This window comes from Halothiobacillus sp. DCM-1 (assembly GCF_045689735.1).
GTDB lineage: Bacteria > Pseudomonadota > Gammaproteobacteria > Halothiobacillales > Halothiobacillaceae > Halothiobacillus.
The window spans coordinates 1,652,282-1,664,752 of record NZ_CP142685.1; the positions used below are offsets into that span (position 1 = coordinate 1,652,282).

A 12,471-nucleotide genomic window follows, 5' to 3' on the forward strand; every position below is an offset into this window, starting at 1 on the left:
TCAAACTCCTGTTTCGTGTTGCGACAGCCCGATGGGCGCCCGGCCGGGAATCCAGCGCACCCCAGGGGGCACGGATCGATAGATCGTGGCACCCGCCGCGATTTCCGCCCCCGCCCCGACCGTGATGCCCTGAATGAGTACCGCTCCGGCACCGACGAAGACGCCTTCACCGAGCTGCACAGAACCACAGAGCACGGCACCCGGCGCCACATGGACATGGGCACCGATCTGTCCGTGGTGATCGACTTGCGCGCCCGTATTGATGAGCACATTCTCGGCCAGAACCGCCGCCACCTGCACCACCGCCCCGGCCATGATCTGCACGCCATCGGCCAGTCGGGCGCTCGGATCGACCCAGGCAGCTGGGTGAATCCAGGGCGGCGTCGCCAGTCCCCGCGCCCGCAATTTGGCGAATACCTGCTGGCGCAGCGGCGGCTGACCCGGCATCCGCCCCAAGCCAAGCGCGAAATCATGCGCCCTGGCTTGAGGGTGATCCAGCCACTCATCTCCGCCCAGCACCGGCACGCCCTGCCAGAGACTGCCCGCGGGCAAATCCGGTGTGAGCACCCCGACCAAATCACGACCCTGTGCCCGAATCAGCGCGCGCAGCACCAGCGCATGATCGCCATGTCCGAGCAATACGACCGGCTTACTCATCGAGCAAATCCCCCGGCGCGTAATCCCGCTGCGCGATCGTGCCGGGCAGCGTCCAGAGCGCCGATGGCGGCAGGCCGGTGCCCGGTCGTCGCAGCGCCAGATCCTCCGCGCAGAGCACCGCACCGCGCGCGATCGCCCGCCGCGCAACGACACTTTTACGCGCCACCGCGGCAGTCGCCCGCTCACTGGGCTGTGGCCGCTTGATGCCGTCCCCAAGGCAGTCGGCCACGGTGTGGAGATCGCGCACCATCTGGGCGAGTTCTTCGGGCGCCAGCGAGGCCTCGTGATCGGGTCCCGGCAAGGCGCGATCGAGGGTGAAGTGTTTTTCGATGACCTGCGCGCCGCGCGCGGCAGCAGCCACGGCCACGGCGGTGCCCAGCGTGTGGTCGGAATACCCCACCGGCAAGCCAAAGGCCGCCGCCAACGCATCCATCGCCCGCAGATTCACAGCCTCTGGCGCGGCCGGATAATCACTGGTGCAGTGCAGAATCGTCACCCCCGACCGCAACGCCGCCTGTCCCTCGGCCGAGCAAAACGCCTCGGCGCAGGCCGCGAGACTCGGGGCGGCGGAGGGCGGCGCGATCCGGCCAAACGCAATCACTCCGAGCGCAGTTTCAATTTCCGCGAGGGTGGCCATGCCCGTCGAGACGATGAGGGGCAAACCGGTACGGGCATGATCGAGCACGAACGGCAGATTGGTCAGCTCGCCGGAGGGCAGCTTCAGGCGCGCAAGCCCCAATTCATCGACTAAAAACCGCAGGCTGGGGCGATCAAACGCAGTCGATAAGAATTCCAGCCCCAAGGATTCGGCCTGCACCTTGAGCGCATGATGCGCCGCCCAGGGCAGCTCCAGCGCCTTGAGCATCTGCGCCTGCGACTGCTCGGAACCGGTTTGCCGCAGCTGATAGGCAGCCTTTGGCGCCTCGGCGGTGACCAGTTCCTCGGTCAGAAAAGTCTGAAATTTCACGACATCCGCGCCCGCCTGCGCCGCCGCCGCCACCAGCGCCTCGGCACGCGCCAAATCGCCGTTGTGATTCACCCCGGCCTCGGCAATGATCAAGGGTCGATTCATCCGTTGATCTCCTGACTCTTTCCCGCCCAATCAAAAAATGGCTTGCGCCGCAGTGGTGCGAGCGGCGTCGAGCGCAACACGGCCAGCATCTTAGCCGCCGCATTGCCCGCACCATAGGGATTCTCGACCGTCGCCAAGCGCGCCTGAAAGGCCGGGGCAATCGCGGTTCGGATGGCACTGATGATGGCGGGCGTGTCCACCGGGCAATCGATGATACTCGCCGCCCGCAACCGGCCGTGCTGACGATCCCCCACATTGACCGTGGCCGTGCCGAAACTCGGCGCTTCGATGATGCCGCTCGACGAATTGCCGATGACGAGCGGTACCTGCCGCAACAGCGACAGATAACGCGCCTGCCCGAGCGATGAGAACACCCGCCGCCGCGCCGGATCCTCCCGTGCGAAAGCATCGAGCAACGGCAGGATGGCGCGCCCACCGGGATCGGCGTTGGGATGGGTCAGCACGAACTGCCAGTCCGGGAATGCCGCCAACGCCGCGAGCAGGCTCGTGCATTGTGCCGCTGCGTCGTCGGTATCGAGCGTGGCCGGGTGGAAGGTCACCAGCGCGGTCGGGCGGCGCACATCCAGCCCGAGGGATTCAGTCAGCGCCTCCGCCGACAAAAACTCGCTGCGCGTCAGATGATCGAGCCCCGGCGCGCCGACCGTCCAGACGCGATCGGGCAGTTCCCCCATCCGGATCAACCGCTGGCGATACGGCTCCGCCGCGGCGAAATGCAAGGCCGAGAGTTTGCTGATCGCATGCCGATAGCCCTCATCCAGCGCGCCCTCGGTCACCTCACCGCCGTGGATGTGGGCAATGGGGATGCGCAAGGTGAACGCGGCGGTCGCCGCAGAAAGCATCTCGAAGCGATCCCCCAGAATCACCACAATATCGGGCGAGAGGGTCGCGAATGCGCGAGCAAACGCGCTTGTTGCCACCCCCATCGCCTCGGCCACCGCCAGCGGTTCATCCGATTCGAGCGGCAGCGCAATCCGCGCCGCCGGGGTAAAGCCATCGGCCAGGATCCCCTGCTCGGTTTGGCCGAACAGCGGCATCAGATGCGTGCCGGTGACGATCAGTTGCAACTGCAAATCCGCAGCCGCGTCGATCTCCCGCAATAACCAGTACAACAGGCCGTAATCGGCTCGGGTACTGGTGATCACCGCGATCCGGCGCATCAGCCGACCTGCCTCCGGGCAGAGCTCGGCACATTGACCACGGTATCGGCCAGTGCCTCCGTCATCGGCAAGGGCGACCGGGCACAGGTCGCATACATCGGCAAACGGTGCATCGGCGTCCACAGGGGGCGGGTCATCACGCCCGCCGCGTTGGTCGCGGCCAGAAAGGCATCGCGCGTTGCTTGATCAGCCATGCGCAGGGCATTGAGCCAGTAGTTGCTGCGCGCCCCCCGGGGTTCTAGCACAAACGCCCAACCGTGGTCTTCGCACCACTGCGCGTATCGGGACGCCACCGCGCGCTTGCTCGCCAGCAGGCCGGGCAAACGGGACATCTGCGCCACGCCGAAGGCTGCATTGAGATTCGGCAGACGGTAATTGAACCCAATCTCGTCATGCTCGAACGCCCAGGGGTGCGGCTTTTTCGCCGTCGTGGACAGGTGCTTCGCTCGCAGGGCGAGCTGTTCGTCGTCGGTGACGATCATGCCGCCGCCGCCCGTCGTGATCACTTTATTGCCGTTGAAACTGAACACCCCCACGCGACCGACGGTGCCGGTGTGGCGGTCGCCGACCCAACTGCCGAGGGATTCCGCGGCATCTTCCACCAAAGTCAGCCCCCAATCGGCGCACACCGCGGCAATCGCAGCGATTGCCGCCGGGTGCCCGAGGGTGTGCATCGGCACACAGGCCCGTAAACGGCGACCAGAGGCCCGATCGAACGCCCCCTCGGCGCGGCGTTCCGCATGCCGTTCAAGCCATTGCTGCAACGCGGTGGGGGATAATCCGAGCGTTTCCTCGTCCACATCGACGAACACGGGCGCCGCACCGCAATAGTGAATGGCATTGCAGGTGGCAATGAAGCTCAGCGACTGGGTGATGACGAGATCCCCCGGCTGCACGCCCGCCACCCGCAGGGCAATGTGCAACGCGGCCGTGCCGTTGACCGTGGCAACTGCGTACCCCGCGCCGGTAAAGTCCGCAATGGCACGCTCGAACTCGGTCACGAACGCGCCCACACTGGAAACAAAGGTCGAATCGATTGCCGCGGCGACGGCGTCTTTCTCCGGCGCCCCCATCACCGGCGCATGCAGCGGGATTGGCGCCGAGGGCTCGTCGTACAGCGCACGGACAAACTGGATGAATTCGTCAAACATTGTAGATATCGGTCTTGTAGCGGCTCAGATTGTCCGGATGGGTAAACCACTCGATCGTGCGCGCCAGCCCCTGCCGAATATCGACCTCGGGCTCGAACCCGGTCAGCGCGTGAATCTTGCGGTTGTCGCACCATAACCGGAACACTTCGGAATGGGTGGGGCGAAGGCGCTGGTCATCGTGCAGCACCTCGATGTCACTGCCCATCAACTCGCGGATCAGATGCAGGGTATCGCCAATCGAAATCTCGAAATTCGAGCCGATATTGACGACTTCCCCGACCGCAGCGGCAGATTCGGCCAGCGCAATAAAGCCCCGGCAGGTATCGGTCACGAAATTGAAATCGCGGGTCGGCGTCAAATCCCCCAGCGCAATCTGCCGCTTGCCCGCCGCAATCTGGCTGATGATGGTCGGAATCACCGCCCGCGCCGATTGCCGGGGGCCATAGGTATTGAACGGCCGGGCGATGGTCAGCGGCAAGCCAAAGCTGCGATGAAAACTCTGCGCGATCGCATCGGCTCCGATTTTGGACGCGCTATAAGGCGATTGCGGCTGCAAGGGATGCGCCTCATCAATCGGCACATAGCGCGCCGTGCCGTACACCTCGCTGGTCGAGGTGTGGATGACCCGCAATACCCCCTCATCCCGCGCGGCCTGGCAGATATTGAGCGTGCCGCGCACATTGGTGTCGATATAGCTATCGGGCGCGGCATAGGAATAGGGAATCGCAATCAGCGCGGCCAGATGAAACACCACGGCCACCTCCCGCACCGCCTGACGGCAGAAATTGGGATCGCGCACATCGCCGGCAACCACCTCGATTTGGGAACGACAGTCCGAGTGATCCAGCCAGCCCCAGGAATTGAAGCTGTTGTACTGCACCAGAGCCCGCACGGAAAACCCGCGCGCCACCAGCATCTCGGTCAAATGCGAGCCGATAAAGCCATCGGCACCGGTCACCAGCACCCGCATCCCCGGTGCCAGCACGGGTGTTTGTGTTTCAATCATCACCACCATCCTTACATCGGTTGCCCACGCCACGCGCTCTGCACATGATACCCTCTACCGCGCCCCGGCACAGGACAAGGCACAGGAGCCGCCATGACCGACACGCATTTTGAACTGACCGACGATACCGCGCTCAGCCTCGTACAAAGCAGCCACGGCGATTGGATTTTCCCCGCGCTCAACGGGGTGCATTTCGCCAGTACCCAGGAAAACGGCCAGCAAAGTCCGGCACAAGCCATTCTGCAACAACATTTTGGTCAACGGCTACACGCGCAGGATCGGCTCTATCTCCTCATCGGCAGCGATTCCGGGCAACTGATCCGCTTCGTACAATCGCAAGCCCCACTGCCCCGCGGCAGCCGCTGGGTCTTCATCGAACCGCCCGCAATCGCCGAGATTCTGCGTGCTTTTCCCCCCATCGCCGAGTTGCTGGACGATTTCGTTCAGCTAATGACCCCGGAAGAATGGGAAAACGCCCAGGAATTGATGCAGCTCGATGCCTATCTCCGCATCGGCGGCGTGGTGTTCGAGCAGTCGCTCGCCGCGCTGGATCACACGACGAATCACTATCAGGCACTCACGGGCGCGCTCGATGCCGAACTGAGCAGCCAGCGCTACATGATTACCGCCAATCTCGGCAAACTGCCGTTCATCCGGGCGCAACTTGGCAATCTGCCGAATTTTTTCCAGTCGCTGCTGCCGCTGAAAAATCTGTTTGCGGGCAAAACCGCCCTGATCCTGGCCGGCGGCCCGTCTCTCGATCAGGAAATCGACTGGATCATCCGCCACCGCGCGCAACTCTTTCTGATTGCCGTTTCCCGCATCAGCGCCCGGCTCCGGCAACTGGACATCACCCCCGATTTCGTGGTCACCGTCGATCCCCATCCGGTGAGTTTTACCGTCAGTCGCCAGATGTTCGAATTCGATGAACGGACGATCCTCGTCGCCGGCAATCATGCCTATCCCGGCATCGTCAACCGGTGGCCCCACCGCCTGCTGTATACCGATGAACTCCTGCCCTGGACGGAATCGCCGAATGCGGAAGAGCCGCCGCTGAATGTCCCCGGCAACCTGATCTCCGCCGGCCCGACCGTCACCCACACCTGCGTGACGCTCGCCGCCTATCTGGGCTTTACCACCATCGCCTTCGCCGGGCTGGATTTATGCCACGCCGCCAACGGCCAAACTCATGCAAAAGGCAGCAGCGAAGCCGCCGCCGGCCCCTTGCTCGATTACACCGCAGTCGCCGTGACCACCAATCAAGGGGAATCCGCCTGGACGACGCCGGACTACTACGCCGGCATCACCGCCATGGCCACCCTGGCCAAATTCTTCGCGCCGCAGGGCGTGACACTGGTCAATCCCTCGGCGCAGGGCGCACGCATCGACGGCGTGATTCATCGGCCGCTGGCTGAACTCGATTGGGGAGAGGCGCCTTTCGACCGCCATGCCATGGATCAAGCGCTTACGGTTGACCCCACCCAATTGCGGGATCATCTGCAACGACGCAAACAAGCCATCGAAACCATGCGGGAAGATATACATAAAATCAGCCGCTTGGCTCAGCTTGGGCAAGAATCGAACCGCGCCTTTTTCCACATGGTCAACCCGGCACGCCAGGCGCTGCACCGCCGCCGCATGCGCGCCATCGATCGCTTGATGCGCCATCGGTATGCGGCAGCGGAGCAACTCGTCAAAGCAGCGGTGCAACACATTCTGGTCGCCACGGACTTACCCAATGATTTTTTTGCGCTCGACCCGAGCCAAGCAGAAGCGCTGGGACGGCAGTTTTATGAAGGCATCCTGCACGGGGCGGCAGAGATCACACGGTTACTGCCCACGATCGAATCGCGCCTCGACACTCGCCTTGCTGAGCTCGACCCCAACGAACCGGCCACGGCGCTGCTCGCCCGCTATGAAGCATTCGACGAACCCGAGCGCGTCCTCTGGCTGAGCAAGGCGCGCGGACTGTCGCCAAGCGTCACTGCTTCCACCGAAGCCCGTTATCAGCAGATGCTGGATGAATTACTGGCGGCTGACCGCCAGCGCAATCAGGAAAAACGGGCACCGAAAGCCAGTCTGCGTCTGGCCGAGCTGCATTTCTCGCAAAAAAATCGCGCGGCCGTCCACACGCTAGAACAGGCGCTTCGGCAACACCCCGAGCCCACGGAAGCCAACCGCTACGCCAATTACGCCCTAGGATTGATGTACGAACTCGACCAGCACTGGCCGGAAGCGCTGGCTGCGTACACCGCCGTTCTGAATGAAGGCAATCCGCAGACAGATAGCGTCCTGCTCGAACACACCTTACTGCGCGCCGCCAGCGCCAGCCTGATGGTGCATGACACGGCACAGGCCAGTCAGGCACTCAGCACGGCGGCGCTCATCAACCCCAGTCACTGGCCGTTGGTCGCCCGGCTGGCCGAGCTCCGCCAAGATTTACCCAGCGCCATCGACGCCTACACCCAGTATCTTGCCCGCTTCCCGGGCGATGCAACGAATCTCCGTGCCTTGGCTCGGCTATTCTTCCAGCTTGGCAGCGCGGAAGGCATCCACCAATGCCGCGCACTGATCCCGCTATGTCCTGATGCCGCGCAAGCGAGCCTCGCTCAAGAACTTGACGCCCTGCTTCGAGCGCTTCAGCCTGCCTCTTGACCGATTCCCGCCGTACTTGATGGCTTGTGATTAAGCGTGACGCAGATATTCCTGCGCCGCGTGGTTTTGCTGACTGCGCAGGCGCGCCTCTGCGGTGAGTGTGCGTTGCCGCGCCTGAACGGCGACGGCCAAGCGGGCAAAACGCGCCTCCCACTCCGCCCGCATTGCTGTCAGAGCCGGACTCTGCGCCACCCCTTCACTCACCGCCAAATCCACGGTCAACTCAAGCAGGCGCCGCGCCTCATCCATAGAATGCAAAGCAGAATCCGACTCAACGACCGACGAGCCGCCTAGCCACGCCGCCGCCCTTTCATCAACCTGCGCACCCAAGCGGGCAAGCTTGGCTAGGCGCTCAGTCAATGCAGGTGAAATGGCCATCGCGAGGTGACTCAGGCGACCGCCGCCTGCGGTGCAGCCGCGCTGGAGCCGATAGCCGACCAAGCCTCTTTGATTTGCCGAATCAAGCCATCCACCTCATCAAACCCAGTGACATCGCGCCGAGCGCTGGCATCCAGCAAACGCCGTTCGCAGTAGTCATAGAGTTCAAATAAACGCGCAGCCAACTCAGGATTGGTTTGATCATCCAATCCCCCCTTGAGCCCAACCAGGATATTCATCGCCAGATTCACATTGTGCGCTTTGACATCGTACTGACCATTTTCCATGGCCACGCGCGCCTTCGCCGTGTGCTTCAAAAAGCCCTCATAAAGCATCTCGACCAAGCGATGCGGCGAAGCCTGCTCCACTTCCGCCGCCAGATCAATTTGCTGGTAATTGTTTGCATAGGCTTTCGCGTACATGATTCGTCCCCGTAAAACTCAGAAATGCGGGCGTTTCCGCCTGTTGGGGTTATCGGCCAATCCGTCCAGAACTTGAGCCCCAGGCGGCGGATGCGCTCAATTCAGTTTGGAGAGAAATGCCAGCGACTGGTTCATTTGAGCCACATAAGAATCCATGGCCGTAAACTGGTTCAGCAAGGTTTGTTGATACTGCTGCAACTGCGCCGTGAGATCGGATTGCTGTTGCGTCAAACTGTTGAGCTGGTTATTGATCCCTTGCGTGCGGGTATCAAAGGTTCCGCCAAACTGCAGGTACGGATTGAGCTGAGTATCCACCTGCGCCACCAGGCCCGTACTCGACTGGGTCAACAAATTTTTCACGGCCGTCGGGTCTGCCTGCAGCGCGGTGTTTAGTTTGCTGGTGTCCAGCGACATCACGCCGTTTTGATCAATCGAGATGCCCAAGTCCGCCAGGTTCTGCACCGTCGTGCTACCCGTATTGATGTTGTTGCCGAAAATCGACCGCAACGCATTGTTGGTGCTGTTGGCGGTGGCATCCCCCAAGAGCGGACCGGCCACATTCGTCGATGAATTATAGGAAGTCAGGCTACTGTAGGTGGTCTGATAGGCGTTGTATTGCGTCACCAAGGTTTGCAGCGCCGTCGTCAACGGCGAGTAATCCGTGGCGACCGTCACCGTCGTTGGCGTCCCCACTTGCGCCTGGGTTAAATTCAGCGTCAGTCCGGTAATCACCGAACTGATCGTATTGGTCGAACTCGTGACCTGCTGGCCATCCACCTGAATTTTCGCATCCTGCGCAGCAGCAATTTGCGTCAGGTTGTTCGATGCCAACTGCGATAGCCCGCTCGCATCGGTATTGTTGCCATCGCTATCGGCTGCCGTGACCGTAATCGCATTCGCCGACCCGGTCTGCGTTGAGGTGAACACAATTTTCGAGGTCGTGCCGCCCGAGCCATTATCGACATTGATCACCGAGGCTTGCACCGATGAATTACCGGACGCCCCATTGATATTACTCACGATCGTCGAAAGGGAATCACTCGCCCCCACCGCCACCGAAAAGCTCCCCGAGCCTGTGGTGAAGGTCAGCGTCCCCGAACCCACCGTGCTGCTGGCCGACGCGAACCCGGCAGAAACCTGCTTCTGCGCGGTCGCCAGCTGATCGACCTCGATCTGGTAAGTCCCCTGCGGCGTACCGGGTGTGGCGGTGGCACTCAACAAGGCACTATTGCCCACCGTCACCGCGCGGGTTCGATAAACATCGATATTGCTCAGCGCATCGACCGCCGTTTGTACGCCAGACAAGCCGCTTTTCAGCGTCCCCAGCGCCGACAAGGTCGTGTTCAGGTTATTTTGCTGATTGGTAATCAGCTGCTGCTGGGGCTGCCCCTCCGCATTCACCAACTGCGTGATCAAGCTATTAATATCAAGGCCAGACCCGAGTCCAGAAAAGGAAATCCCACTCGGGCTGATTGAGCCCGCCATACTGGTTGCGCCAACGCTGGATGTACTCGACATAGCTGCCTCCTCCGACTAGAACCGGGAATAATGACTCAGGTTTTCTCGGACAACAAACTCCCCGCCGGGGGGGTCTTGCTGTCCATCGCGAGCATTTCTTCCCGCATTTTCAAGATCGCCTCCGCCGGGAACTGCTTGATGACCTTGTTGGTTTGCGGATCCACCACTTTAATCACCACTTGATCCAGTTTTTCATCCACCGAAAACTGGACGGAAGTATTTGCCGGCTGCCCGCGCTTGATCATATCCTCAAGTGCCTGGTTGATCTCGGATTTCGAGGGCGTCGGCGAAACCGATTCGGGCTTGGCGGCGCGTGATGGCAGCGGAGCCCCCTCAACCACCGGGACAGATACCGGGGCAGACCCGACTGGGTTGGGCGGCAAAGACGACAAAACATCCCGCCCGGCTGCCGGGGGGATGTTACTGATAGACACTGGACTAATCCCACTCATGATGCCTTACCTCCAATCCGCAGGAACCCGTCGATTCCTGCGGCGCATCGTGATCGGGGAAGCCGGCATCAAACCGGCATCACCCGTTCAAGCTTAGCGCAACAGGCTCAAGACCGCCTGCGGAGCCTGGTTCGCCTGGGTCAACATGGCATTACCGGCTTGTTGCAGAATCTGCGCTTTGGCCAGATTCGAGGTCTCTTGCGCAAAGTTGGTGTCCAGAATCGCAGACCGCGCGGCGGACTGATTCACCACAAAGGTGTTCAGGTTGTCGATGGTGACTTGGAAACGGTTCTGAATCGCCCCCAGCTTGGCGCGAGAGGTGTCGATCGCATTCACCGCTTTGTCAATTTGACTCATGGCGGTCATGATTTTGGTAAAGGTCGCGCCACTGCCGATCGAAATTTTGGCAGTAGCGGTACTTAACACGCCGCTAATGCCCCCAGCAGCATAGGCACCTTTAGCCATATTAGTAATGGAAAAAGCAATCTGGTTGCCTGCCGAGGTATTCGCGCCCACTTGATACTTAGCATTCGCCGCACCCGACAGCCCACCCGCCAGCACATTTTTGCCATTGAACTGGGTGTTGTTGATGATACGACCCAGCTCTGATTGCAATTGCGCAAATTCAGTTTGCAGATTTTGCCGATCCGAGGTGCTGTTGGTGGCGTTCGCGGATTGCACGGCCAGATCGCGCATCCGTTGCAGGGTGCTGGTGAGTGCCCCCATCGCGCCTTCGGCTGTCTGCGCCATCGAAATCCCGTCCTGCGCATTGCGGGCGGCGACATTCGAGCCATTGATCTGGGTGGTCATGCGATCGGAAATCGCCAAGCCTGCCGCATCATCTTTGGCGCTGTTGATGCGCAAGCCAGTGGACAGCCGTTGCATCGCGGTCTGCATGGATTGACTGTTCATGCTCAGTGCATTTTGTACTTGCAGAGACATGATGTTGGTGTTGATAACGCTGCTCATGATCTAGTCCTCTTGGCTGTTGGCACTGGCAATTCAGTTTTTGCCCTTTGTGTTCCAGTTATCGGCAGGCGCCAAGAAATCTTTAGCCTGAAATTTGCGCCTAACCGAAAAAATTTTCCCAACCCCGCGCTGACTCAGCGCAACAGGCTCAAAACCGCCTGCGGAGCCTGGTTCGCCTGGGTCAACATGGCGTTACCCGCTTGTTGCAAAATCTGCGCTTTGGCCAGATTCGAGGTCTCTTGTGCAAAGTTGGTATCCAGAATCGCAGACCGCGCGGCGGACTGATTCACCACAAAGGTGTTCAGATTGTCGATGGTGACTTGGAAACGGTTTTGAATCGCCCCCAGCTTGGCGCGAGAGGTGTCGATCGCATTCACCGCTTTGTCAATTTGACTCATGGCGTTCATGATTTTGCCGAAACTGGCACCCGATCCAATCGACAAACCAGCCGCCGTCAACACGCCCTTGATGCCACCACTCGCATAGCTAGCAGTCGTCATGTTATTGATAGAGAAAGCAATCTGGTTGCCTGCCGAGGTATTCGCGCCCACTTGATACTTAGCATTCGCCGCACCCGACAGCCCACCCGCCAGCACATTTTTGCCATTGAACTGGGTGTTGTTGATGATACGACCCAGCTCTGATTGCAATTGCGCAAATTCAGTTTGCAGATTTTGCCGATCCGAGGTGCTGTTGGTGGCGTTCGCGGATTGCACGGCCAGATCGCGCATCCGTTGCAGGGTGCTGGTGAGTGCCCCCATCGCGCCTTCGGCTGTCTGCGCCATCGAAATCCCGTCCTGCGCATTGCGGGCGGCGACATTCGAGCCATTGATCTGGGTGGTCATGCGATCGGAAATCGCCAAGCCTGCCGCATCATCTTTGGCGCTGTTGATGCGCAAGCCAGTGGACAGCCGTTGCATCGCGGTCTGCATGGATTGACTGTTCATGCTCAGTGCATTTTGTACTTGCAGAGACATGATGTTGGTGTTGATAACGCTGCTCATGATCTAGTC

12 protein-coding genes are annotated in these 12,471 nt (G+C 60.9%); 1 reads left to right on the forward strand and 11 read right to left on the reverse strand.

Annotated elements, in window-relative coordinates; translation table 11 throughout:
* The 5 genes from VOI35_RS07665 to VOI35_RS07685 are packed head-to-tail and all read right to left on the reverse strand — an operon-like array spanning position 1 to position 5,064.
* Positions 1–657 carry a NeuD/PglB/VioB family sugar acetyltransferase gene (locus VOI35_RS07665; RefSeq protein ID WP_407275473.1) on the reverse strand — a complete coding sequence of 219 codons (657 nt, stop codon included), beginning with the start codon at positions 655–657 and terminating at the stop codon, positions 1–3.
* Entirely contained in the window at positions 650–1,729 is a 1,080-nt protein-coding gene (gene neuB, locus VOI35_RS07670) for an N-acetylneuraminate synthase (RefSeq protein ID WP_407275474.1), read from the reverse strand. Before neuB ends, VOI35_RS07665 begins: the two co-directional genes overlap by 8 nt.
* Complete coding sequence (neuC, locus tag VOI35_RS07675; RefSeq protein WP_407275475.1) at positions 1,726–2,907, reverse strand: UDP-N-acetylglucosamine 2-epimerase; 1,182 nt, start codon at positions 2,905–2,907, stop codon at positions 1,726–1,728. The genes neuB and neuC overlap by 4 nt, the downstream gene beginning before the upstream one ends.
* Complete coding sequence (locus VOI35_RS07680) at positions 2,907–4,058, reverse strand: LegC family aminotransferase (RefSeq protein ID WP_407275476.1); 1,152 nt, start codon at positions 4,056–4,058, stop codon at positions 2,907–2,909. The genes neuC and VOI35_RS07680 overlap by 1 nt, the downstream gene beginning before the upstream one ends.
* Positions 4,051–5,064, reverse strand: a complete 1,014-nt coding sequence (locus VOI35_RS07685) for an NAD-dependent 4,6-dehydratase LegB (RefSeq protein ID WP_407275477.1) — start codon at positions 5,062–5,064, stop codon at positions 4,051–4,053. The genes VOI35_RS07680 and VOI35_RS07685 overlap by 8 nt, the downstream gene beginning before the upstream one ends.
* A gap of 93 nt (positions 5,065–5,157) precedes the next feature.
* Here VOI35_RS07685 and VOI35_RS07690 point away from each other — a divergent pair, with 93 nt between their 5' ends.
* Positions 5,158–7,719, forward strand: coding sequence for a 6-hydroxymethylpterin diphosphokinase MptE-like protein (locus VOI35_RS07690; protein ID WP_407275478.1), 2,562 nt, complete (start codon positions 5,158–5,160; stop codon positions 7,717–7,719).
* Between the two features lie 30 nt (positions 7,720–7,749).
* On the opposite strand, the gene VOI35_RS07695 is transcribed toward VOI35_RS07690, so the two are convergent.
* From VOI35_RS07695 to VOI35_RS07720, 6 genes are all read right to left on the reverse strand, one after another.
* Entirely contained in the window at positions 7,750–8,097 is a 348-nt protein-coding gene (locus VOI35_RS07695) for a hypothetical protein (protein WP_407275479.1), read from the reverse strand.
* An 11-nt stretch (positions 8,098–8,108) separates the two neighbouring features.
* The gene (fliS, locus tag VOI35_RS07700) at positions 8,109–8,519 is read right to left on the reverse strand and encodes a flagellar export chaperone FliS (RefSeq protein WP_407275480.1); all 411 of its coding nucleotides are present in this window, start codon (positions 8,517–8,519) and stop codon (positions 8,109–8,111) included.
* Positions 8,520–8,615: 96 nt separating this feature from the next.
* Positions 8,616–10,037: a flagellar filament capping protein FliD gene (gene fliD / locus VOI35_RS07705; protein ID WP_407275481.1), complete on the reverse strand. Its 1,422-nt coding sequence runs from the start codon at positions 10,035–10,037 to the stop codon at positions 8,616–8,618.
* Between the two features lie 35 nt (positions 10,038–10,072).
* Complete coding sequence (locus tag VOI35_RS07710) at positions 10,073–10,489, reverse strand: flagellar protein FlaG (protein WP_407275482.1); 417 nt, start codon at positions 10,487–10,489, stop codon at positions 10,073–10,075.
* 93 nt (positions 10,490–10,582) lie between these two features.
* A complete protein-coding gene (locus VOI35_RS07715; RefSeq protein ID WP_407275483.1) occupies positions 10,583–11,458 on the reverse strand; it encodes a flagellin in 876 nt (291 codons plus the stop codon).
* 134 nt (positions 11,459–11,592) lie between these two features.
* Complete coding sequence (locus VOI35_RS07720; protein ID WP_407275484.1) at positions 11,593–12,462, reverse strand: flagellin; 870 nt, start codon at positions 12,460–12,462, stop codon at positions 11,593–11,595.
* Positions 12,463–12,471 lie beyond the last annotated feature (9 nt).

Bases quoted from the DNA above. Each gene is read 5' to 3' on its own strand.
- neuC (WP_407275475.1), bottom strand. From the start codon at position 2,907: ATGCGCCGGATCGCGGTGATCACCAGTACCCGAGCCGATTACGGCCTG.
- VOI35_RS07685 (WP_407275477.1), bottom strand. From the start codon at position 5,064: ATGATTGAAACACAAACACCCGTGCTGGCACCGGGGATGCGGGTGCTG.
- VOI35_RS07715 (WP_407275483.1), bottom strand. From the start codon at position 11,458: ATGAGCAGCGTTATCAACACCAACATCATGTCTCTGCAAGTACAAAAT.
- neuB (WP_407275474.1), bottom strand. From the start codon at position 1,729: ATGAATCGACCCTTGATCATTGCCGAGGCCGGGGTGAATCACAACGGC.
- fliS (WP_407275480.1), bottom strand. From the start codon at position 8,519: ATGTACGCGAAAGCCTATGCAAACAATTACCAGCAAATTGATCTGGCG.
- VOI35_RS07690 (WP_407275478.1), top strand. From the start codon at position 5,158: ATGACCGACACGCATTTTGAACTGACCGACGATACCGCGCTCAGCCTC.
- VOI35_RS07680 (WP_407275476.1), bottom strand. From the start codon at position 4,058: ATGTTTGACGAATTCATCCAGTTTGTCCGTGCGCTGTACGACGAGCCC.
- fliD (WP_407275481.1), bottom strand. From the start codon at position 10,037: ATGTCGAGTACATCCAGCGTTGGCGCAACCAGTATGGCGGGCTCAATC.
- VOI35_RS07720 (WP_407275484.1), bottom strand. From the start codon at position 12,462: ATGAGCAGCGTTATCAACACCAACATCATGTCTCTGCAAGTACAAAAT.
- VOI35_RS07665 (WP_407275473.1), bottom strand. From the start codon at position 657: ATGAGTAAGCCGGTCGTATTGCTCGGACATGGCGATCATGCGCTGGTG.
- VOI35_RS07695 (WP_407275479.1), bottom strand. From the start codon at position 8,097: ATGGCCATTTCACCTGCATTGACTGAGCGCCTAGCCAAGCTTGCCCGC.
- VOI35_RS07710 (WP_407275482.1), bottom strand. From the start codon at position 10,489: ATGAGTGGGATTAGTCCAGTGTCTATCAGTAACATCCCCCCGGCAGCC.